Source organism: Streptomyces sp. NPDC093071 (assembly GCF_044754545.1).
Lineage (GTDB): Bacteria > Actinomycetota > Actinomycetes > Streptomycetales > Streptomycetaceae > Streptomyces.
Map to the genome: position 1 here is coordinate 312,363 of NZ_JBIVPH010000001.1, position 21,413 is coordinate 333,775.

General features: G+C 73.7%; 22 protein-coding genes. 8 read left to right on the top strand and 14 right to left on the bottom strand.

Features of this window, described 5'->3' with window-relative positions:
* Nucleotides 1-33: 33 nt before the first annotated feature.
* Nucleotides 34-1,017, top strand: a complete 984-nt coding sequence (locus ACIQD7_RS01235) for a LysR family transcriptional regulator (RefSeq protein WP_402438351.1) — start codon at nt 34-36, stop codon at nt 1,015-1,017.
* 119 nt (nt 1,018-1,136) lie between these two features.
* Here ACIQD7_RS01235 and ACIQD7_RS01240 read toward each other — a convergent pair whose 3' ends face one another.
* The gene (locus tag ACIQD7_RS01240; protein ID WP_402438354.1) at nt 1,137-2,150 is read right to left on the bottom strand and encodes a LysR family transcriptional regulator; all 1,014 of its coding nucleotides are present in this window, start codon (nt 2,148-2,150) and stop codon (nt 1,137-1,139) included.
* A gap of 125 nt (nt 2,151-2,275) precedes the next feature.
* Between ACIQD7_RS01240 and ACIQD7_RS01245 the strand changes: the two genes are divergently transcribed.
* Complete coding sequence (locus tag ACIQD7_RS01245; protein WP_402438357.1) at nt 2,276-3,142, top strand: S1 family peptidase; 867 nt, start codon at nt 2,276-2,278, stop codon at nt 3,140-3,142.
* Between the two features lie 194 nt (nt 3,143-3,336).
* Here the strand turns inward: ACIQD7_RS01245 and ACIQD7_RS01250 are convergent, their stop codons facing one another.
* From ACIQD7_RS01250 to ACIQD7_RS01285, 8 genes are all read right to left on the bottom strand, one after another.
* Entirely contained in the window at nt 3,337-4,212 is an 876-nt protein-coding gene (locus ACIQD7_RS01250) for a geranyl diphosphate 2-C-methyltransferase (RefSeq protein ID WP_402438360.1), read from the bottom strand.
* A gap of 15 nt (nt 4,213-4,227) precedes the next feature.
* The gene (locus ACIQD7_RS01255; RefSeq protein WP_402438363.1) at nt 4,228-5,466 is read right to left on the bottom strand and encodes a family 2 encapsulin nanocompartment cargo protein terpene cyclase; all 1,239 of its coding nucleotides are present in this window, start codon (nt 5,464-5,466) and stop codon (nt 4,228-4,230) included.
* Between the two features lie 125 nt (nt 5,467-5,591).
* A complete protein-coding gene (locus ACIQD7_RS01260; protein ID WP_402438366.1) occupies nt 5,592-7,001 on the bottom strand; it encodes a family 2B encapsulin nanocompartment shell protein in 1,410 nt (469 codons plus the stop codon).
* Nucleotides 7,002-7,248: 247 nt separating this feature from the next.
* Nucleotides 7,249-7,590: a GNAT family N-acetyltransferase gene (locus ACIQD7_RS01265; RefSeq protein WP_402438369.1), complete on the bottom strand. Its 342-nt coding sequence runs from the start codon at nt 7,588-7,590 to the stop codon at nt 7,249-7,251.
* A 190-nt stretch (nt 7,591-7,780) separates the two neighbouring features.
* On the bottom strand, nt 7,781-8,377 hold the full coding sequence (locus tag ACIQD7_RS01270) for a hypothetical protein (RefSeq protein WP_402438372.1): 597 nt from the start codon (nt 8,375-8,377) through the stop codon (nt 7,781-7,783).
* A complete protein-coding gene (locus ACIQD7_RS01275) occupies nt 8,374-10,035 on the bottom strand; it encodes a serine/threonine-protein kinase (RefSeq protein ID WP_402438375.1) in 1,662 nt (553 codons plus the stop codon). Before ACIQD7_RS01275 ends, ACIQD7_RS01270 begins: the two co-directional genes overlap by 4 nt.
* Nucleotides 10,036-10,146: 111 nt before the next feature.
* A complete protein-coding gene (locus ACIQD7_RS01280) occupies nt 10,147-12,018 on the bottom strand; it encodes an RICIN domain-containing protein (RefSeq protein ID WP_402438378.1) in 1,872 nt (623 codons plus the stop codon).
* A gap of 100 nt (nt 12,019-12,118) precedes the next feature.
* Complete coding sequence (locus ACIQD7_RS01285; RefSeq protein ID WP_402438381.1) at nt 12,119-14,710, bottom strand: beta-glucosidase; 2,592 nt, start codon at nt 14,708-14,710, stop codon at nt 12,119-12,121.
* Between the two features lie 268 nt (nt 14,711-14,978).
* Between ACIQD7_RS01285 and ACIQD7_RS01290 the strand changes: the two genes are divergently transcribed.
* On the top strand, nt 14,979-15,542 hold the full coding sequence (locus ACIQD7_RS01290; protein ID WP_343308442.1) for a TetR/AcrR family transcriptional regulator: 564 nt from the start codon (nt 14,979-14,981) through the stop codon (nt 15,540-15,542).
* A gap of 22 nt (nt 15,543-15,564) precedes the next feature.
* On the opposite strand, the gene rpsR is transcribed toward ACIQD7_RS01290, so the two are convergent.
* From rpsR to rpmG, 4 genes are read right to left on the bottom strand one after another with little or no spacing between them, the layout of a single operon-like run.
* Nucleotides 15,565-15,801: a 30S ribosomal protein S18 gene (gene rpsR, locus ACIQD7_RS01295; protein ID WP_161374151.1), complete on the bottom strand. Its 237-nt coding sequence runs from the start codon at nt 15,799-15,801 to the stop codon at nt 15,565-15,567.
* A 38-nt stretch (nt 15,802-15,839) separates the two neighbouring features.
* On the bottom strand, nt 15,840-16,991 hold the full coding sequence (locus tag ACIQD7_RS01300) for a CobW family GTP-binding protein (RefSeq protein WP_402438384.1): 1,152 nt from the start codon (nt 16,989-16,991) through the stop codon (nt 15,840-15,842).
* A complete protein-coding gene (locus ACIQD7_RS01305) occupies nt 16,991-17,236 on the bottom strand; it encodes a type B 50S ribosomal protein L31 (protein WP_121830053.1) in 246 nt (81 codons plus the stop codon). The genes ACIQD7_RS01300 and ACIQD7_RS01305 overlap by 1 nt, the downstream gene beginning before the upstream one ends.
* 36 nt (nt 17,237-17,272) lie before the next feature.
* On the bottom strand, nt 17,273-17,437 hold the full coding sequence (gene rpmG, locus ACIQD7_RS01310) for a 50S ribosomal protein L33 (RefSeq protein WP_030493469.1): 165 nt from the start codon (nt 17,435-17,437) through the stop codon (nt 17,273-17,275).
* A 78-nt stretch (nt 17,438-17,515) separates the two neighbouring features.
* On the opposite strand from rpmG, the gene rpmB reads away from it, so the two are divergent.
* The 4 genes from rpmB (at nt 17,516) to ACIQD7_RS01330 (ending at nt 19,088) form a co-directional block, all read left to right on the top strand.
* The gene (gene rpmB, locus ACIQD7_RS01315; protein WP_402438389.1) at nt 17,516-17,752 is read left to right on the top strand and encodes a 50S ribosomal protein L28; all 237 of its coding nucleotides are present in this window, start codon (nt 17,516-17,518) and stop codon (nt 17,750-17,752) included.
* Nucleotides 17,752-18,057 carry a 30S ribosomal protein S14 gene (rpsN, locus tag ACIQD7_RS01320; protein ID WP_402438391.1) on the top strand — a complete coding sequence of 102 codons (306 nt, stop codon included), beginning with the start codon at nt 17,752-17,754 and terminating at the stop codon, nt 18,055-18,057. Before rpmB ends, rpsN begins: the two co-directional genes overlap by 1 nt.
* A gap of 128 nt (nt 18,058-18,185) precedes the next feature.
* A complete protein-coding gene (rpmF, locus tag ACIQD7_RS01325) occupies nt 18,186-18,356 on the top strand; it encodes a 50S ribosomal protein L32 (RefSeq protein WP_402438394.1) in 171 nt (56 codons plus the stop codon).
* 90 nt (nt 18,357-18,446) lie between these two features.
* Entirely contained in the window at nt 18,447-19,088 is a 642-nt protein-coding gene (locus tag ACIQD7_RS01330; protein ID WP_402438396.1) for a class I SAM-dependent methyltransferase, read from the top strand.
* Between the two features lie 22 nt (nt 19,089-19,110).
* On the opposite strand, the gene ctaD is transcribed toward ACIQD7_RS01330, so the two are convergent.
* Nucleotides 19,111-20,838, bottom strand: coding sequence for a cytochrome c oxidase subunit I (gene ctaD / locus ACIQD7_RS01335; RefSeq protein ID WP_121830058.1), 1,728 nt, complete (start codon nt 20,836-20,838; stop codon nt 19,111-19,113).
* 321 nt (nt 20,839-21,159) lie between these two features.
* Between ctaD and ACIQD7_RS01340 the strand changes: the two genes are divergently transcribed.
* Complete coding sequence (locus ACIQD7_RS01340) at nt 21,160-21,387, top strand: DUF5133 domain-containing protein (protein WP_402438399.1); 228 nt, start codon at nt 21,160-21,162, stop codon at nt 21,385-21,387.
* Nucleotides 21,388-21,413: the final 26 nt, after the last annotated feature.

The following is a 21,413-nucleotide window of genomic DNA, read 5'->3' on the forward strand; positions in this document are numbered from 1 at the left end:
GTCCGGGGCGGGTGCCGCGCCCATACTCCTGGCATGGATCTGGAGGCGCGGCACCTTCGGTGCCTGGAGGCGGTGGCGGCGGCCGGCAGCCTCAACAGGGCGGCGCACCTCATGGGGCTGTCCCAGCCGGCGCTCAGCGCGCAACTGCGCCGCATCGAGGCCGTGGTGGGCGGCGCCGTCTTCGAACGGGGCCCTTCCGGCACGCGCGCCACGCCCCTGGGCGAACTCCTGCTGCCGTACGCGCGGGAGGTGCTGCGCGGCCTGGACGAGCTGGCCCGCGCGGTCGAGGGACACCGGGCCTCGGCCCGCGGGCGCCCGCTGCGGCTGGGGGTGCGGACGACGCCGCTCGCCCTCCTGATGTACGAGGTGGCGTCCCGCCTCTTCCCCGGCGACGTCGCCGAGCTGGCGGTCCTCGACCGCTCGGCCGAGGCGGTCGCCGCGCTGGTCCGGGGAGATGTGGACGTGGTGCTGCACACGGACTTCCCCGGCCGTCCGATCGTCCCGCCCGCCGGGGTGCGGATGACCGTGCTGGGGACCGAACCCCTCTTCGTCGGGCTGCCCGAGGGCCATCCGCTCGTCGGGCGCGCCGAGATCGACCTGGCGGAACTGGCCGGGACCACCTGGCTGGTCGCGGTCAACGGCGACGACGAGTTCGACCGGCACCTGATGGAGCAGTGCCGCCTCGCCGGCCACCCGACCATGGTGACCCGTACCGTCGAGCCCCTGCTCCTGGTGCAGCTCATGCGGCGCGGGGGGCCGGTGGTCACGGCCATGAACGCGCTGGGCAGCGGACTCGCGGTCCCCGGGGTGGTCAGGGAGCTGCGGGGCAGCCCGGTCCGCACCCGGCACGTGCTGCTGTGGCGCCGGGACGAAGGACCGGTCGACGAGGAGTTCGCCGGCCGGCTGCGCACGGGGCTGCTGGACGCCTACCGCGAGGCCCTGCCGCACGCCGGGCGGGTACCGGGGTGGTGGGAGCGCAACCCGGGCTGGCTCGGTTCGGCCGCGCCCGACGGCTGAGCTTTGGGTCGGCGTACGTACCTCGGCGGCGTACGTACCCCGTCCGTACCAGGGCGGTGTCCCTACCCCGGCAGCGTCCGTCCCTCGGCGGCGCCCGTACCTGGGGTGAGTGCCGCCCCTCACCCGCACGGCCGGTGGAAGGCCGCCGGACCGGGGGGCGTGGTGCGCCAGTGCGGACGGTCGGCCAGCCAGGCGCGGTACGCGGGCGCCGCCTCGATGATGTCCCGCTGGGCCCGCGCCAGGTGCTCCCACAGGCTCCGTATCCACTCCTCGGACAGCGGCCCGCCCGAGCGCCAGTAGAGCACCGTCGCCATGGTGAGGGGTTCGCCGCGCAGCGGCAGCAGCACGAGGCCGGGGCCGGTCCGGCTGCCCGGCATCATCGGGAGGACCGCACGGCCCTCCCGTACGAGCGCCAGGGCCGTCGCGTACGCGGTGGCGCGCACCGCCGCCGGGTGACCGGCCCGCCGGCAGGCCTCCGCGAGGCGGGCGCCCAGGCCGTCGTCGGCCCCGGGCGGCAGGCACCACCGCTCGCCGGCCAGCTCGGCGAGGTCGACCTCCGGGCGCGCGGCGAGACGGTGCCGGGCGGAGACGCCCACGAACAGCGGCTCCACGGCGACGACCGCCCCGCGCAGCGCCCCCTCCCCGTGGGCCTCCGCCACCGGCCGCTCCGCCGTCCCGGGCGCGGGGAAGTGGGTGACCAGGGCGGCCTCGGTGCGCCCGGCGGCCAGCGCCGCGACGTGCCCGGCGGCACCGGTGGCGGTGGTGATCTGCACGTCGCTGCCGGCCACCAGGGGCACGGCCACCGACAGATGGGCCACCAGCAGTCCCGGCGCGCAGCCGATCCGCACCGCCGCCGGCCAGTGGTCCTCCCGGTGCCGGGCCGCCGCCGCGGTCATCCGCTCCACGGCGTCCAGCACGGTGCGCGCGTGCCCGACGACCACCTCGCCCAGCGGGGTGGCCACCGCCCCTCCCGCACCGCGCAGGAACAGCGCTCCTCCCACGGCCCGTTCGGCCCGGGCCAGGGCCTGGGAGACCGACGGCTGGGCCATGCCCAGCCGTCGCGCCGCGGCCGTCAGACCGCCCTCGTCGGCGATGGCCTTGACCACCCGCAGCTGCCGCAACTCCAGGCCCATAGGCGGACCTTAGAACGGGATGGGATTACCGGGGAAGCCACCGGATTTCCATAGTGGGTTCATCCGACGGGGCTGGCACCGAGCATCGGGGCCGGCCCCTCCCCCACTCCCCCCGGAGGAACCCCGTGTCTCCTCGCGCCCTCATACGCGGTCTGCTCACGACTCTGCTGCTCGGCAGCGCCGGTCTGACCGCCCCCGCCACCCTCGCGCACGCCGCGCCCGCTCCCGAACCCGCCGCCGTGTCCGCTCCCACCGGCGTACCCGCCTCGACCGGTGTCCGGCCGATCGTCGGCGGCGGCCAGGCGAGCGAGACCTACTCGTTCATGGTCTCCCTCCAGCAGCAGGGCCGGCACGGCTGCGGCGGCTCCCTGATCGCCCCGCAGTGGGTCGTCACCGCCGCCCACTGCGTCACCGCCCGGCAGGGCGGCCAGACCCCGGCCCAGCAGATCCAGCTGCGCATCGGCTCGACCGACCACACCCAGGGCACCTCCGCGGCGGTCCAGCGGGTCATCCGCCACCCCCGCTACACCGGTGACGTCTCCGGCGGCAACGACATCGCCCTGCTGCAGCTGCGCACCCCGGTGCAGAACCAGCCGGTCTCCCTCGCCTCCGCCTCCCCGTCCGAGGGCACCTCGACGCGCCTGCTCGGCTGGGGCCAGACCTGTCCCCAGCAGGGATGCCCGCAGCAGCCGCCCCGCTACCTGAAGCAGCTGGACACCCGGATCAACCCCGACCGGATGTGCGCGGCGGGCTTCAACGGCGCCAACGAACTGTGCGTGTACGGCACCCCGCAGGCCACCGCCTGCTACGGGGACTCCGGCGGCCCCGCCCTGATCGGCGGCTCCGGCCGCTGGCAACTGGTCGGCGCCACCAGCCGCGCCGGTCAGAACGGCAGCACCTGCGGCACCGGCAACGCCACCATCTACACCGACGTGACCGCCCACCGGCAGTGGATCGGCCAGAACACCGGCGGAGCCCTGAACCGGTCCTGAACCGGTCCTGAACCGGTCCTGAACCGGTACCGAGACCCGCCGGGCACGACCTGCCCGGCCGACGTCCGTGGGACCGGTGCGGGGCCACGAGCCCCGTGCCGGTCCCACGGGCCGTTCGACGGGCCGCCGGGGGCGACGGGACCGTAGGAGGTCGGTCCCGTCGCCCCCGGCGGGTTCTTGCGCGCCGGTCCGGTTCAGACCCGGTCGGCCGCGATCAGGACGTACTGGAAGGAGCCGTCCTTGTACGACTCGATGAACGCCTCCTCGATGCCGGTGACCAGGGACGACGTGGCCCGCAGCTCCCAGTAGGGCAGGGTCGCCGGGGTCAGGTCGACGACGGCCTGCGGGACGAGCCGGTTGTCGGCCATCGCGCGCAGGTACTCGCGGCGGGAGTGGATGTTGCACTCGAAGTGCGCGTTGATCTGCGAGACCCACTTCGACGGCTGGCCGTACTTCGGGTTCCAGCAGCCGGTGACGGTGACGTACCGGCCGCCGACCTTCAGGAACCGGGAGTGCTCGGCGAAGAGGTCGTCCAGGTCGACGTACATGCTCGACTCGTTGTTCCACGAGGCGGTGACGGAGCCCTTCTCGAAGGGGGTGTCGAGCATGTTGCAGACGCGGGCGCGGACGTGGTCCTCGATGCCCAGTTCCCTGGCGCGCCGGTTGCCGAACTCGGCCTGCGCGGAGGAGAGGGTGACGCCCTCGACCTTGCAGCCGAAGCGCTGGTGGGCCATGACGCTCGAACCGCCCCGGCCGCAGCCGGCGTCGACGAGCGTGTCCCCGGGCCCGACGTCCCCGAGGTGGTCGAGGAGGACGTCGGTCTGCGCCGACTCCAGGCGGTGCAGCTCGGCGATGAGCCTCTTCTCGTACGCGGCGTCCTGCGGGTCCCCGAGGGCGGCGTGGTCGACGTCGCCGACGCCGTAGTGGTGGTGGTAGAGCCCGTCGACGTCGCCGAGGCGCAGGTTCACGGGCCGGGCCTCGGCGTTCCAGTAGCGCGCGATGTCGCCCTGGTAGGGGGTCGCGGGGCCGGGGACGAACGCGGCGGTGGTGGTCGTGTCGGTGCTGGTCACTGAGGTTTCCGTTTCTTACCAGAAGTCGGGCAGGCTGTAGCGGTAGGTGTTGGTCCGGTGCCAGTGGTGGTTGCCGTCGACCCACACGGCCACGCCGCGCAGGAAGCGCAGCACGCTCGGGACGGGACAGGCGGCGGCCAGGGCGGCCGCCTCGGCCTCGAAGTCGCGCATGAGGTCGTTGTGGACCTCGATCGCCTTCAGGTAGGCGTCCTTCTCGGAGAGGGACTCGCGCTCGGCGAGCACCACGGGCAGGTTCAGGTGGCGGCCGGGACTCGCGAGTTCCTTGGTGTACGAGTACAGGTCGTTGACGATGGTGCTGGCGTTGCCGGCGAGCGCCAGGACCCGTTGCATGTCCGGCCGGGCGTGCAGGTCGGCGGGAAGTTCGTAGCCGCCGACGGTGTCGGTGATGGTGGGGCAGGGGCGGAAGTTGTTGAACTGCCGCATCGCGAGGTACTCCCACACCTCCGGCAGGTGGTCCGTCTCGGTCCAGGCGGCCTCGGCGAGGTAGCCGAGGTGGAGCCGGGCCATGTCGTGCCGGTAGCGGTCGGCCTGGGAGGGGGTGGCCTGCCGGACGAAGTACTCCATGGCGGAGCGGTACGCGCGCCGGGGGGCGTCCGCGTGGAGCGACTCCGCCCACTGCGGCTGGTAGGCCGCCGTCGTGTGCAGCGGGTCGAGGGCGGTGTGGGCGAGCAGGAGACGGCCGCCGAGGCCGACGGGGGAACCGCCGTGGTCCTCGCAGTAGCAGTCGTCGACCGCGTTCTCGGCGACCATCAGCCGGGTGGCGACCATCAGGTGGTCGACGGTCGGGGCGTCGGGGTGGCAGGCGACCATGTAGCGGCCGACGAGGAAGCCGTCGAACTGCCCTTCCCAGTCGTCGGGGAACAGGTCGACCTCGTCCACCGCCCACTCCTTGATCCGGCGGCTGACCTCCGCCACGCGCGCGGGGTCGGGCTCCGGCACCGGGTGGAAGTAGAGGCCGGGGATCGGACGGCCCTCCGGCTGCTCCTCCGCCCGCTCCTCCGGCGGTCCTTCGGCGGCGGGGGGTGCGGGGGGCTCCGCGCGCGGGACCAGGGAGAGGCCCGCCGTGCCCAGGCCGCTGGGTCCGCGCAGGATCCGTTCGAGGTCGGGCCGGGGCGGGGCGGCCGGAGCGGCCTCGGGAGCGGCGGGGACGGTGGGGGCGGTCGGCAGGGTGAGGGCGTGGGAGGCGGCGGTGGGCAGGCCCGACCGCAGGGGTGAAGGCCCGGGTTCGGGCATCCGTGACTCCTTGGAGGGGTGGGCGGGCCGCCCGTTTCCGGGCGCGCCCGCCCGGCCCGGGGACTCCGGGCCGTGCTGAACGGGATGTGCTGAGGGGGCTGCTGAGCGGGAGAGGCGTCCGGGCGCTAGCGCCTGCGGGCGATCTGTACGTTCTCCAGGACGCCGAGCGCGTTGGGCACCAGGACGGCGGCGGAGTAGTAGGTGGTGACCAGGTAGGAGGCGATCGCCTTCTCGTCGAGGCCCGTGAAGCGGACCGAGAGGCCCGGTTCGTACTCCTCCGGCAGGCCGGTCTGGCGCAGGCCGACGACGCCCTGGTTGTCCTCGCCGAGGCGCATGGCGAGGATCGAGCTGGTGTTCTCCGCGCTGACGGGGATCTTGTCGCAGGGCAGGATCGGGACCCCGCGCCAGGCCTGGACCCGCTCTCCTTCGAGGTCGACGTGGTCCGGGTAGATGCCCCGGGCGTTGAGTTCGCGTCCGATCGCCGCGATCGTCCGGGGGTGGGCGAGGAAGAGCTTGGTGCCCCGGCGGCGGCAGAGCAGTTCGTCGAGGTCGTCCGGGGTGGGCGGGCCGGAGTGCGGCTGGATCCGCTGCTTGAAGTCGGCGTTGTGGAGCAGGCCGAACTCGCGGTGGTTGATCAGCTCGTGCTCCTGGCGCTCGCGCAGCGCCTCGACGGTGAGCCTGAGCTGTTCCTCGGTCTGGTGCATCGGGCCGTTGTAGAGGTCGGCGACGCGGGTGTGGACCTTGAGGACGGTCTGGGCGACGGAGAGTTCGTACTCGCGCGGCGCGGGTTCGTAGTCGACGAAGGCGCCCGGCAGCGCGACCTCGCCCGTGTGCCCGGACGACATCGGGATCGCGGCCTCGCCGTACTTGTTCCGCGGCCGGTCCGCCCGGGAGTCGAACTCCCGTACGTGCTCCTGGAGTCCGGGCGCCGAGGCGAGGACGGCGGCGAAGTCGGCGCGGGCGAGGGTGAGCAGGGTGCCGGAGGTCTCGGCTGTGGCGGTGCGGTCCCAGCCGGCGTCGGCGTCGAGGAGGGCGCTCTCGCCGAAGTGGTCGCCGTCGGCGAGGACGGCGACGGGGTCCTCGCCGCCGTACTTGCCGGCGGAGGTCTGGGTGATCCGGCCGTGGGCGATCAGGTGGATCCCCTCGGCGGGCTCGCCGCGCCGGACCAGCACCTCTCCGGCGCGGAAGTCGCGTTGGACGCAGCGGGCGGCGAGCGCGGTCAGGACCTGCTCGTCGTCGAAGCCGCGCAGCAGGGCCAGTTCGCCGAGCTCGCGCGGGATGACCCGGACGCGGGCGCCGTCCTGGACGAATTCGACGCGACCGTCGCCGACGGTGTGGCTGAGGCGGCGGTTCACCCGGTAGGCGCCGCCCTTGACGTCCACCCAGGGGAGCATCCGCAGCAGCCAGCGGGAGGTGATCTCCTGCATCTGCGGGGCGGACTTGGCCGTGTGGGCGAGCCTGCGGGCGGCCGAGGTGCTCAGACTGGACTGCCTGGGCGGCTCGGGCCGCACGTCCGGGCGGTCGTCAACGGTCATCGGGCGAGCTCTCTTCCACGAAGGCGGTGACCGGCGCCGGGGCGCGGCACACCACCGAAAGGAGAAACGGGGTGCGAAGACCCGGCTGTTCGCCCGGATCCGGGGGAACAGTAACGGCCGTCGCACCCGCCTCGCCCCATGAGAACGGGGCCTTTACCTCCATGCAGTGATCTTGATCCGAACGGGGTTTACCGACCCGAACACAGGTTTTCGCGCCATCTGTTCGCGTGTCGGCCAACGGTCGGGGTCAGCGTCCCAGCCGGGCGTCCAGCCACTGGAGGACCTCGGGGGTGACCGGGTCGGCGAGGTCGGCGAACTCTTCGTGCTTCTTCAGGAACTTCGCCACGTACGGGCAGACGGGAACGAAGCGCAGGCCGGAGGCGCGCACGTCGTCGAGGGCCCGTTCGACGAGGATCCCGGCCAGGCCCTGCCCGGCGTAGGCGTCGTCGACCTCGGTGTGGAAGAAGACCCGCCGGTCGTCGTGGTCGCGGTAGGCGGTCAGGCCGGCGCGCTCGCCGTCGACGAGGATCTCGTAGCGGTGCCGGGCGTCCACCCGGCGCACGTCGGGGGAGGATGCCTGCTGGGTCATGGGGATGCCTTTCGGGTGACGGGGGAGCGCGGGGCGGCGGCCGGGTTCGGACGTCCGCGCCTCGCGGGGCCGACGATATCCGCGCGGCGCCGGGTCGGTGCCGGCCGGGGTGAGGCGGACGGCGTTCTCGCGGCGGCCGTGCGGGGAAGGGCCGCCGCGCGGGGAGGAGCCGCCGCCCGCAAGGGCGCGCTCACCCGCAGCGGTACGTGAAGGTCCCCTCGGCCGTGCGGGCGGCGGGCGACGTGATCACCAGGCGCGCGACCGCCCGGTGGGTGCCGGGCCCGTGGAAGGTCCAGAGGAGGTGGAGCCGGGCCTCCTCCTGTCCCCGGGCCAGGGTCTCGTGCAGGGGTGCCGACCGGGTCCCGTCGCTGCGCTCCCAGTGGTACGTCAGGGTGCCGGGCCGGCCGTCGGTGCGCACGACGCCCACGACGTCCGCCGTGCCGTCGCAGCCGAGCGGCCCGGGGGCGGTGACCGCGACGTCCCGCACCGCCGCCCGGGGGCCGTACTCCCGCCACGCGAGGAAGGCCAGGACGGCGACGAGGACCAGCGCGGCGAGCGCGTAGCGGCGTGGCCGCCGGGGGCGGGCCGGGCGCGGCGGCGGGGTGCCGGGGAGGGTGCCGTGCCAGATCTCGACCGCCGTGGGGGTGTTCCCGGCGCGGCGGGCGGCGGCCGCGGTCACCCCCGGCCCGAAGCGCAGGACTTCGCCCTCCCGCCGGTCGGGCTCCGGGTCGGGGCCCTGGAACCAGTGGCTGCCGAGTTCGGTGGCGCTGTAGTCGTCGTCGTTCACGTGATCACGCACCTCCGGACGAAGACCTGCTGGAGGGAACCGCCGTTCCCGGCGGCCGGGTCGGTGGTGACGCGCGCTCCCCAGTAGCACCCGGAGCCCTGGAAGGCGTGCGGGAGCGTGAGGACGTAGCGGGTGTCTCCCTCGCGCCGGAAGGTCTCGGAGCCGTCCGGCGCGCCGGGCGACCCCTTCTCGTCGCCGGTGGACCACTCGACGAGGAGCGTCACCGGTCCCGTGCCGTCGGTCGTGATCTCGACGGTGGCCTCGGCGGTCACGGGCCCGGTCTGCCGCAGGCTCGTGACGGAGACGGCCGTCACGGAGACGGGCGGCGTCGTCGGGGGCGTGGTCGGCGGGGTGGTGGGAGGCGTGGACGGCGGCGTCGACGGAGGTTCCGTGGCCGGAGGGGTCGGGTCGGTCGGGTCGGTGGGCGTGGCCGGAACCGTGGAGGTGGCCGTCGCGGTCGGTGTGCCGTCCGTCGGCGAGGGCGTGTCCGGCGTGCCGGAGGGTTCGGGGTCCGTCGGCGTGGGTGCGGAGGAGAGGGAGGGAGAGGGGGACGCACCCGGATCCGGCGGGGGCGCGCTCGACGCGGTGTCCGTCGTCGCGAAGGCCTGCGCGGCCCGGTCCCCGCCCGGCTCCCCTCCCCCGGCCCGCGCGGCGAGGGCGAGCAGCAGGGCCAGGACGAGCGCGGCCGCCCCGGCGGGCAGCCCCCGGGGGAAGCGGCGGCGGGGCCGCGGCGCGGGCGGCCGGGGCAGGGTGGTCGTGGCGAGCGCGGTCGCGCCCTGGGCCGTACCGCCGGAGGAGGGGAAGAACAGCGGCAGGAGTGCGGCGAGGGCCGCGAGGCGGCCCCGGCCCCGCTCCTCCCAGTCCGGGCCGTACGCGGCCGTGGCGGCCGACTCCAGTTCGCCCACGAACGCGTCCGCGTTCTCCGGCCGTTCGTGCGGGGCCTTGGCGAGGCCCCGGCGGATGAGCGGGCGCAGCGGCTCCGGCGCCTCCGCGTCGGGGACGGGTGCCTCCAGGTGCTGGAGGGCGAGTTCGGCGAAGTTGTCGCCGGTGAAGGGCTTGCGCCCGGTCAGGCACTCGAAGAAGGTCGCGGTCGCCGCGTAGACGTCGGCCGCCGGGGAGGCGGGGGCGCCGTTCCACTGCTCGGGCGCCATGTAGGCGGGCGTCCCGGCGACACCGGGGCTGCCGTCGCGGCCGGTCGCGATGCCGAAGTCGACCAGCTTGGACGAGCCGTCGGCGGCGACCAGGACGTTCTCGGGCTTGTAGTCGCGGTGCACGACGCCCGCCCGGTGGGCGGCGGCCAGGCCCAGGAGGGAGCCCTTGAGCACCACGAGGGCGGCCTCGGGGCCGGTCGAGCCCTCCCGGGCGAGGAGGGCGCGCAGCGCGACGCCGTCCACCAGCTCCATCACGATGGCCGCGCCCTCCGGCGCCTCGACGTACTCGTAGAACCCCACGACGTACGGGGTGTCCAGGGCGCCGAGCAGCCGGGCCTCGGACCGGAAGGCGCGGACGAACGCCCGGTCCGAGCGCAGCCGCTCCCCCAGGTACTTCACGGCCACCGGCGTTCCGGTCGCGTCGTGCGCGGCCAGCACCACGCGACCGCCGGCACCCGCCCCCAGTTCCCGGGTCTCCGTGTACCCCGGGACCACCCATGCGCTCATCCCCGTCCCCTCCCCCGCGCCGCGGCGCCCCTCCTCCACAGGGACAGTTTCTCGCCACGGCCGGTTCCGGGGACGGGGAAACGAGGAAAGGAGCGGTGGTTCCGGAGGGGGTCAGCCCGTCAGGGCGAACCTCTGGGCGGCCGAACCGTCGCAGTTCCGCTGGGACAGCCGGGCCCCGTCGGCGGTCGAGGCGTCGTCGACGGCGAGGCACTTGGCGCTGTGGCGGGCGATGAAGCGGTACTGGCCGGCGGTGCCGGTGGCCTCGGGGCGCCACTGCTGGTTGGTGCCGCCCACGTAGCTCCACAGGTGGACCCTGACGCCGGCGGCGGTGGCGCCGGGGCCGCCGTCGACGTCCCAGGAGCGGGAGTTGAACTGGTTGACGACCTGGTAGTAGCCGTCGCTCGTGGGGCGGAACTGCCACTTCTGGTTGGCGCCCGTGCCGCAGCTCCACTGCTGGAGGGCGGTGCCGTCGGCGGTGCCCCAGTCGGCGGCGTCCAGGCAGGCGCCGCTGTGGGCGTTCGCGACGCGGTACCAGGCGGCCGGGTCGACCGGGCCGCCGGGGGTGCTGCCGCCGCCGGTCCAGACGACGGTCGCCACGGCCCCGGCCGGGAGGGTGTACGCGAGGGTCTTGCCGCCCTCGGTCAGGGAGAAGCGCTGTGCGCTCCCGGAGGTGTTGACGACGTAGGCGGCGAAGGAGCCGTCGGGGTTCTGGAAGGCGACGTTCCGCACGCCTCCGGCGCCCTGACTGGTGGAGCCGATCCGGGTGGCGCCGGGCTTGACGAACTTGCTGACGTGGCCGAGGACGTAGTACTCGGCGTTGCGGGTGACGGTGCCGTTCGCGATCTCGACGACGCCGTTGCAGCGGGTGGTGCAGTGGCCCTGGTGGGGGCCGCCGTTGCGGTCGAGGGCGAGGTTCCAGTTGACGACGGTCTCGCCGCCGTTGCGCATGTTCTGCACGACGAGGTTCTCGGCGTGCCAGCGCAGGGTGTCGCCGAAGGTGGCGGCCGGGTCGGCGCTGTCGGTGCCGGAGCACTCGGTGAAGAAGACGCGCTTCCCGGCGTCGACGACCTGCTGCTGGGCGGCGGGGGCTCCGCCGTAGCAGTGGAAGGCCGCTCCGATGACGCGCTGGATCCCCTGCGTGGCGCCGAAGACCTCCAGCGGGTAGTTCGGGTGGTCCCAGTTGTGGTCGTAGGCGAGGACGTTGGTCGGCAGCCCGTCGGCGGTGAGGGTCCGGTCGAGGACCTTGAGGAACGCGGCCTGTTCGGCCGAGGTCATCGCCATGGAGGGGTAACTGGTCGCGAACTCGGGCTCGTTCTGGACCGTGAGGTCGGTGAGCACGATGCCCTGCTGCCCGTACGCCTTGATCGCCTTGACCAGGTAGTCGGCGTACGCCTGGTACTGGTCGGCCCTCAGGCTGCCGCCGTTGAGCGAGTTGCCGGTCTTCATCCAGGCGGGCGGCGACCAGGGCGAACCCATGAAGCGGATCGAGGGGTTGAGGGCGGTCGCCTGCTTGACGACCGGGATGATCTTCTCCTGGTCGCGGGCGATCGAGAAGGAGCCCTTGGTGTCCTCGTACGTGTAGAAGCCGCCGGAGTTGAAGTCGGTGCTGCCCAGCGGCTGGCGGAGGTAGTTCAGCCCGATGCCCTCGCCCGGGGAGAAGAGCGACTTCATCAGGTCGGCCCGCTTGTCGGCGGGCAGGCTCTGGACGAGGTGGGCGGAGGCCTCGGTGACGGAGGCGCCGGCGCCGGTGAACCTCTGTCCCCTGCTGCCGGGGTCGACGCGGATGTCGGCGGGCTGGACCGTGCCGGTGAAGGGGACGGTCTCGGCGGCGAGCTTCCTGGCTCCGTCCGGGGTGGTGACCCAGACCTGGGCGGTGGGGTCGGCGGCCTGGGCGCTGCCGGTGCCGGCGGCGCCGAGACAGGCGACGGCGAGGACGAGTGCGGCGCCCGCTGCGCGGGCCCGTGCGGTCGTTCGGTGGGACACGGTGCGGCTCTCCTTCGGTGGGGGTGACCTGACACGAGGGGGTGGTGCGTCCGTGCGGAACGTGGCCCGCCGCGACCGGCGAACGGCGGGGCGGGGAGCGTCAGCCGAGGTCGAGGGCGGGGGCGAGATCGGAGTCGGCGTCGAGGGCGGGGTCGAGGTCGAGCGTCAGCCGCAGGTCGCGGCTGGAGCGGCCGACGCGCAGGCGGCGGCGTCCGGCGGGCGTGCGCCAGGTGCGGTGCCGCTCGTCCCAGGTCTGGAAGACCCGCCGGGGCAGGGTCAGGACGACCGTCGCGGTGCCGCCCGCCGGGACCTCGGCGACGGCGAACCCCGCCAGGACGCGGACGGGTTCGCCGGGCGCGCCGTCGGGGGCCTCCAGGTACGCCTGGACGACCTCCCGTCCGGTCCGGGGACCGGTGTTCGTGAGGGTCACCGCGATCCGGGGCCCGTCCCCGCCCGCGAGGACGGGGGAACCGGCGGGGGCGGAGGGTCCGAGGGCCTCGGCGCGGTCGTAGGACCAGGTGGTCCAGCCGAGCCCGTGGCCGAAGGGGAAGGCGGGCTCGGTGCCGGCGCGGTCGTAGCCGCGGTGGCCGATGTGGAGCCCTTCGCGGTAGTCGAGGACGCCGTCGGCGGGGACGGCGTCGGGGACCGGGACGTCCCCGGCGCGGGCGGGCAGGGTCCACGGCAGGCGGCCGGAGGGTTCGGCCCGGCCGAACAGGACGTCGGCCAGGGCGTGTCCCGCCTCCTGGCCGGGCAGCCACGCCCAGAGCAGGGCGGGGACCTCGTCGGCCCAGGGCAGCAGGACCGGCGCTCCGGCGTTGACGACCACCACGGTACGGGGGTTGGCCGCGGCGACCGCGCGCACGAGCCGGTGCTGCTGCGGGGTCAGCTCCAGGTCGGGGCGGTCCCAGCCCTCGGACTCGACCTCCTCGTTCGTACCGACGACCACCACGGCGACGTCGGCCGCGCGGGCCGCCGCGACGGCCTCGGCGATCTCGTCCTCGACGCCCGGGCCGGGCGGCCGGTGGCGCACGTGGGCGGTGACGAAGCGGCCGTAGCCGTCGGCGTCGACGACCCGGAGGTCGATCCTCAGGTCCAGGCGGACCGGGTCGGCATCCACGCGGACGGTGTGGCGGTGGGTCGCCGGGTGGTGGTGGCTCGACTCCAGGATCAGTTCGACGCCCCGGTCGTCCTCGCCGGTGTGGACCGGCGTGCCGTCGAGGGCGACCGTGAAGCGTCCGGCGCAGCCGAACTCCAGGAGGTGGTCGCCCGGTTCGGCGAGGGTGACGCGGCCGGTGAGGACCACGTCGGCGGTTCCGTCCGGTACGCCGAAGGCCCCCCAGTCGCCGGTGCGGCGGACCTCCTCGCCCAGCGGCGTGCCGTTCCCGTCCAGGTACACGGCGCGCATCCCGGTGAGGAGGGCGGGGTCGACGAAGGGGGCGTGCCGCCGGGACGAGCCGCCTCGGTGCACGGTCAGGCCGACCCCGTCCGGCAGGGCGGCCCGCAGCCCCTCGGCGTATCCGACCGTGCGGACGGCGGGGACGTAGGCGCTGCCGCCGCCCTGGAGGTACGGCTCGACGGCGTTCGGCCCGATCAGCGCCACGCTGCCCAGCCGGTGCGCGTCCAGGGGCAGCAGGGCCCGCTCGTCGCGCAGCAGGACGGTGCCCCGGGTGAGGACCTCGCGCAGTACGGCGAAGTCCGCCTCGCCGACCGGTGCGGGCGCGGGCGCGGCCGGGAGCGGCGGGGGCTGCCCGCCGGGCGTCCAGGGCTCGGTGAGCTTGCCGACGCGGGCGGCGAGCCGCATCAGCCGCAGGACCTTGTCGTCCACGAGCGCCTCGTCCACCTCGCCCCGGCGGACGGCCTCGACGAGGGCGTCGCCCCAGGGGCCGTCGGGTCCGGGCATCACCAGGTCGAGGCCGGCGAGGGCGGTGGCGGCGGTCGTCCGGGTGGCGGCCCAGTCGCTGATCACGGCCCCGTCGTAGCCCCACTCGTCCTTCAGCACGCCCCGCAGGATCCGCCGGTGTTCGAGGACCGGCGCGGACTCGGTGCCGTCGTCCAGGCCCGAGTACGCGCCCATCACGCTCCACGGTCCGGTCTCGGCGAGGATCCGCTCGAACGGGGCGAGGTAGACCTCGCGGAGGGTACGGGGGTCGATCCTGGCGCGGTAGCGGGTCCGGTCCGTCTCGGAGTCGTTCGCGACGAAGTGCTTCAGGCAGGCGGCGACGCCCTCGTCCTGGAGGCCCCGCACGAGCGCGGCGCCGAGCGCGCCGGACAGGAGGGGGTCCTCCGCGAGGCATTCGAAGTGGCGGCCGGCGACCGGGGTGCGCTGGAGGTTGACCAGCGGGGCCAGGACGACGTCCACGTTCTTCCGGCGGGCCTCGGCGGCGAAGACGCGTCCGAGGCGCTCGGCGAGCTCCGTGTCCCAGGTGGCGCCGGTGGCGCTCGGGGCGGGGGCGAGGAGGCCCGTCTCGCCGGGCACGCCGCCGGTCCCCCGGACGCCCTGCGGTCCGTCGGACGTGGTCACGGGGTGGAGTCCGAGGCGCGGCTCCCCGTGCAGCGTCCACAGGGACGCCCCGGTCAGCAGCCGCACCTTGGCTGTCAGGTCGAGGTCCCCGATCAGCGCGGCCCAGCGGCTCTCGTCCGCCGCCTCCGGCCGGGCCGGGGAGGCGGGACGTACGGGCGACGGGGCAGACATGGGATTCCCTCCGGCCGTGACGACGGCAGGTCGTCGTGACGACGGCGTGTGGCGGCGACGGCGTGTGGCGGCGTGCGGTGGCGACGACGGCGCGTCGTCGTGATGACGGCCACATGAAAGCACACCCGCTAAGTACTTAGTAAGTGATGTGGCCCACACACCTCCGGGGACACCTATGCTGGCGCGCGTGAGCAACCACCCGGTAGGCAAGACGAAGCGTCCGCCCCGCACGCCCCGCAGCCCGGAGGCCAAGCAGCGCCGGCAGGACATCCTGCACATCGCGATGGACACGTTCGCCGCCCGCGGCTACCACAACGCGCCGCTCCAGGCGATCGCCGACCGCGCCGGACTCACCCAGGCCGGGGTCCTGCACTACTTCCGGACCAAGGCCCAGCTGCTCACCAGCGTCCTGGAACTCCGCGACCAGTCCGACATCGAGCAGCTCGGGCCCGACCGGCCGCGCGGGACGGAGTTCCTGCGCCACCTCGTCGACACCGCCGCCCGCAACGCCGAGCGCGAGGGCATCGTGCGCCTGTACGCGGTGCTCTCGGCCGAGTCGGTCACCGACGACCATCCCGCGCAGTCCTACTTCCGCGACCGCTACACCGGGCTGCGCGCCTTCGTGGCCGACGCGCTGCGCGAGGCGGGCGGCCTCGCCGACGACGACGCCCGCGTCGAGCCGGCCGCGAGCGCGATCATCGCCGTCATGGACGGCCTCCAGGTCCAGTGGCTGCTCGACCCCGACTCGGTCGACATGGCCGTGTCGACCGAACTCGCCCTGGACTCCCTGCTCACCACGCTCGCGCCGGACCGCTTCCCCGCCGGGGGGTGAGCGGGTCCGGCCGCGACGGGCGTCAGCGGCTCGCGTACGGCAGGAGGGCCATCTCGCGGGCGTTCTTGATCGCGGCGGCGAGGGCCCGCTGCTGCTGGGCGGTCACGCGGGTGACGCGCCGGCTGCGGATCTTGCCCCGGTCGGAGAGGAACCTGCGGAGCAGGTCGGTGTCCTTGTAGTCGATGTACGTGATCCCGGCCGCGTCCAGCGGGTTGGGGCGGGACTTGGCGGGCTTGCGGGGCTCGGAGCGTCGGGCCACGGGGGTTTCTCCTTCGGTGGACGTGTCGTGCGACGGGGTCAGGCGGCGTCGAGAAGAGGGGCGAAGGCCGCGGGCAGGCGCTTCCAGGCCTCCGGCCCCGACGCGTACTCCGCGTCGGTGAGCAGGCAGGAGTCGAGGAGCCGTTCGAGACCGTCCCGGTCCAGGCCGGGCGAGGTGAAGACGAGGTGCTGGCAGCAGTCGCCGTGCTCGGCGTGCCAGTCGAGCGCGGCGGCCGCCCGGCGCACGGGCGGGACCATCTCCCAGGCCGCGTCCGGCAGCGAGGCGAGCCAGGGCCCGGCGCTCTCCACGCACAGCGCCCCGCCGGCCGCGTCCCAGGCGAGCAGCGTGTCCGGGCGGTCGGCGAGCCAGAACCGGCCCCGGCTGCGGGCCGCCGCGCAGCACAGGTCCTCCAGGGCCTCGTAGAGCCGTCCGGGGTGGAACGGCCGCCGCCGGTGCCAGACGAAGGTGGTCACGCCGGCCTCGTCGGCCTCCTGGGGCAGGAGCGCGCACGCGGGGTGCTGGGCGGCGGCCGCGGCCTCGACGTCGAAGCCCGCGAACGCGGCCCGGGCGAGGTCGGCCGAGGCGGCCGGTACGCGGCGGGCGGTGGGGTGCAGCTGGGCGAGGAGGGCGTGGTCCTCGTCGTCCGCCTCCGCGCTGTCGACCACGGCGAGGACGGGGGCGTACTCCAGCTGGCGGGCCCAGGTGTCGCCGACGGTCCGCTGATCGGTGGGGGCGGCGGCGAGCCCCGCCTCCGCGAGGTCGTCGCCGTTGGCGAGGTAGGGCAGGACGAGCGCCGGGTCCACGGCGGTGATCACGCCCGTCACGGCCAGGCGGTCCCCGCCGTGTGCGGCGATGACCTCGGCCATGGCCTTGGGCTCGACCGAGTCCCACAGCTCGACCACCGCGAGACGGGTGAGGCCGTCGTCCGCCAGGCGTTCCAGCTCGGGGACGAGGTCCTCGCGCAGCGCGCAGCACGCGCAGTCGTTGACCAGCGGCGTCTCGCCGTGCGAGACGGGTCCCGAGGCGTCCCGGACGAGCCGGAGCACGGTGCCGTCGGGGGCCGAGGCGAGGTCGTGGTGGAGCGCCACGCTCCCCGGGACGGCCCGCAGGAGGCGGTCGACGACCTCCTTGCGGGCCTCCGCGTGGAGCCCGGCGACGATCACGACGGGGAGTTCGCACACGTGCTCCATCAGCGGGCTCCGTAGCGGCGCTCGAAGCGCTCGACGCGGCCGGCGGTGTCGAGGACGCGGGCGGTGCCGGTGTAGAAGGGGTGGCTCGCCGAGGAGATCTCGACGTCGACGAGCGGATAGGTGTGGCCGTCCTCCCAGTCGATCGTCTTGTCGCTGGTCATGGTGGACCGGGTGAGGAAAGCGGTGCCGGAGGCGGAGTCGCGGAAGACGACGGGGCCGTAGGCGGGGTGGATGCCGGGCTTCATGGCGGGGCCTTTCAGTGCTGGGGGGACGGGGCGGGCTCAGCGCTCTTCGCGGAAGTCGACGTGCCGGCGGGCGACGGGGTCGTACTTGCGCAGCACCATGCGGTCGGGGTCGTTGCGGCGGTTCTTGCGGGTCACATAGGTGAACCCGGTGCCCGCGGTGGAGCGGAGCTTGATGACGGGGCGGATCTCGTTGCGTGCCATGGGGCTAGTATATGACAACGGTTTTCATTATCGAAAACCGTCCAGCCACACCCCCACCCCCCGAGAGGTGACCCACCGATGCCCGCCCACTGCCAACTGACCGGCGCCAAGCCGGGATTCGGCAACGCCGTCTCCCACTCGCACCGGCGCACCTCGCGCCGCTTCGACCCGAACATCCAGCGCAAGCGCTACTGGCTGCCCAGCGAGGGGCGCCACGTCCGCCTCACCCTGAGCGCCAGGGCGATCAAGACGGTGGACGCGATCGGCGTCGAGGCCGCCGTGGCCCGGATCCGGGCGCAGGGAGGGAAGGTCTGATGGCGAAGAAGAGCAAGATCGCGCGGAACGAGCGGCGCAAGGAGGTCGTCGAGCGGTACGCCGCCCGGCGGGCCGAGCTGAAGGAGATCATCCGCCGCCCGTCCACCACCCCGGCGGAACGGGAGGCCGCCCAGGCCGAGTTGCGCCGCCAGCCGCGCGACGCCAGCGCCACCCGGGTGCGGAACCGCGACAGCGTGGACGGACGCCCCCGGGGTTATCTGCGCACGTTCGGACTCTCCCGCGTACGGACCCGGCAGCAGGCGCACGCGGGCTTCCTGCCCGGGGTGACCAAGTCGTCCTGGTAACCGTCGACGCCGGCCCGGCCGCGCCGTTCCGCGCGGCCGGGCCGGCCAGGGGGCATCGTTTTGAAAATGGCACCCATTTCTATATAGCCTCTCCCCACCACCTTCCCGCCTCATTCCAGGAGCCGACCATGGCCGTTCCCAAGCGCAAGACCTCCCGCAGCAACACCCGGCACCGCCGGGCCCAGTGGAAGGCGACCACCTCGCAGCTCGTGCCGGTCACGATCGACGGGGTCGTCCACCGGGTCCCGCAGCGGCTGGTGAAGGCGTACGAGCGCGGTCTCCTCCGCCCCGAGGGCTGAGCGCGGGGTCGCTCGCGGGGGCTCTTGTGGGCGGCTTCCCGCCGGTGGAACGATGCCACGGCACCGGATCGTCCGACTGGAGGGACCCCCGTGACCGACGAGCAGCAACGCCCGCCCGCCGCAGTCGTGTTCGACGCGCTGGGAGCGTCGTACGAGAAGGCGTTCGCCGGTTCCGAGGCGCACCGGCGCTCGCTGGAGTGGCTGCTCGGGCGGCTCGCGCCGGGCAGCCGCGTGCTGGACGTGGGCAGCGGCACGGGCCGGCCCACCGCCGAGGCGCTCGCGGGCGCCGGGCACGAGGTGCTGGGCGTCGACGTCTCCCCCGTCATGGTCGAGCTGGCGGCCCGGCAGGTGCCGGCCGCCTCCTTCCGGTGCGCCGACGTCCGCGAACTGCCGCTCGACGACGCCTCGTTCGACGCGGTCTGCGTGTACTTCTCCCTGCTCCAGCTGGACCGGCGCGAGCAGGCGGACACGGTGCGGCGGCTGGTCCGGGCGCTGAGGCCGGGCGGTCATCTGGTCCTGGCCACCGTGCCGCTGGACGTGGAGGGCGTGGACGCCGTCTTCATGGGCCAGCCCGTGCGCGTGACCAGCTTCACCGCGGCGGACCTCGCCGCCGTGGCCGAGGAGGCCGGTCTCGACGTGCTGGAGCGCGAGGAGACGCTGTTCACCCCGGCCCACCCGGACGCCGGACCGGAACCCCACGTCTTCCTGCACTGCCGCCGGGCCGCCGCCTAGGGACCCGTGGAGCCGTACGCGGTCAGGCGTCCCGGCCCGCGTCGGGGCCGTCGTGGGTGGCGGCGCCGGAGTCGTCGAGCACGTCCCGCTTGTGGTCCTTGCCCTGGTCCAGGCCCGCCATGACCGGGTGGTTGAGGTCGAAGGCCGGGGACTCGGAGCGGATGCGCGGGAGGGTGACGAAGTTGTGCCGGGGCGGCGGGCAGGAGGTGACCCACTCCAGGGAGCGGCCGAAGCCCCACGGGTCGTCGACGGTGACCCGTGGGGCGGTCTTGGCGGTCACCCAGACGTTGTAGAAGAACGGCAGGGTCGATGCCCCCAGCAGGAACGCGCTGATGGAGGAGACCGTGTTCAGGGCGGTGAACCCGTCGGCCGACAGGTAGTCGGCGTAACGCCTCGGCATTCCTTCGGCGCCGAGCCAGTGCTGGACGAGGAAAGTGCCGTGGAAACCGACGAACAGGGTCCAGAAATGGACCTTGCCCAGGCGCTCGTCGAGCATCTTTCCGGTCATCTTGGGCCACCAGAAGTAGAAGCCGGCGAACATCGCGAAGACGACCGTGCCGAAGACCACGTAATGGAAGTGGGCGACGACGAAATAGCTGTCCGTGACGTGGAAGTCCATCGGCGGCGAGGCGAGGATGATGCCGGTCAGACCGCCGAACAGGAAGGTGACCAGGAAGCCGATCGACCACAGCATGGGCGTCTCGAAGGAGAGCGACCCGTTCCACATCGTGCCGATCCAGTTGAAGAACTTCACTCCGGTCGGGACCGCGATGAGGAAGGTCATGAAGGAGAAGAACGGCAGCAGCACCGCTCCGGTGGCGAACATGTGGTGTGCCCACACCATCACCGAGAGGCCGGCGATCGCGATGGTGGCGCCGACGAGCCCCACGTAACCGAAGATCGGTTTCCGGGAGAAGACGGGGAAGATCTCGGTGACGATGCCGAAGAACGGCAGCGCGATGATGTAGACCTCGGGGTGCCCGAAGAACCAGAAGAGGTGCTGCCACAGGAGTGCCCCGCCGTTGGCCGGGTCGAAGACGTGGGACCCGAACCGGCGGTCCGCCTCCAGGGCGAACAGGGCGGCGGCCAGGACGGGGAAGGCGAAGAGGACGAGCACCGAGGTCAGCAGGACGTTCCAGGTGAAGATCGGCATCCGGAACATCGTCATGCCGGGTGCGCGCATCCCGATGATCGTGGTGATGAAGTTGACCGCGCCGAGGATCGTGCCGAAGCCGGCGAGCGCGAGCCCCATGATCCACAGGTCGCCACCCACGTAGGGCGTGTGCTCCGCGCCGCTGAGGGGCGTGTAGGCGGTCCAGCCGAAGTCCGCCGTGCCTTGCGGGGTGAGGATTCCCGCGAAGACGATGACGCCGCCGAAGAGGAAGAGCCAGTACGAGAACATGTTGAGGCGGGGGAAGGCCACGTCGGGCGAGCCGATCTGCAGGGGCATGATCGCGTTGGCGAAACCGGCGAAGGTGGGGGTGGCGAACAGCAGCAGCATCACCGTCCCGTGCAGGGTGAAGATCTGGTTGTACTGCTCGGGCGAGACGATCTGCAGCCCCGGCCGCGCCAGCTCGGCCCGGAGCACGAGGGCCAGCAGGCCTCCCAGCAGGAAGAAGACGAACGACGTGATCAGGTAGAGGTGCCCGATCTTCTTGTGGTCGGTCGTCGTCAGCCAGTCCACGACGGCCTTCCCCCGGCTCTTCCCCTTCACGGGGGCGAGGGCGGGCGGCTCCGTGGAGACGGTCATGGGAACTCCTGCGGGGGCTCGGGCGAAGGCACGCGGCAGGGCGACCGTAGACCAGCTTTTTCCGCAAACCGATCACATGCGGACGTGTGGGCGAAATCGTTTCATCGCACGAGCCATGACCTGCGGCGTTCGTCCCCCCGGGAGAAAAAGCACCCGCACGGCGGGCACGGAACCGTCGTGCGTGCCGAACGGTTTCCGACGCGCGGTTCGGGGCACACGCGCGGAACGGAACGTGTGTTCCCCGTACGGAACTTCAGAACCACAGAACTTCAGAACTTCAGGACATCAGGGCTTCAGGGCTTCGGAACGAGGAGACGGTCGATGCGGATGGCGCACCCCCTGGTGCTGGAGGGCCTCGTCGAGCAGTACGGGATGCTGCGGGGCCTGTACGCCGAGAGCCGCTCGGCCGAGGCCCGCCGGCAGATCGAGGACCTCACCCACACCCTGTGCGCGTCCACCGGCGCCCGCGACATCGACGCCGCCCTCGCCGCCGCGCGTCGCCAACTGGCCCGCGCCCGCTCCGAGAGCGACTTCGCGCTCGTCGGCTGAGCGCGCGGCCGGATCCGGGGCACCCG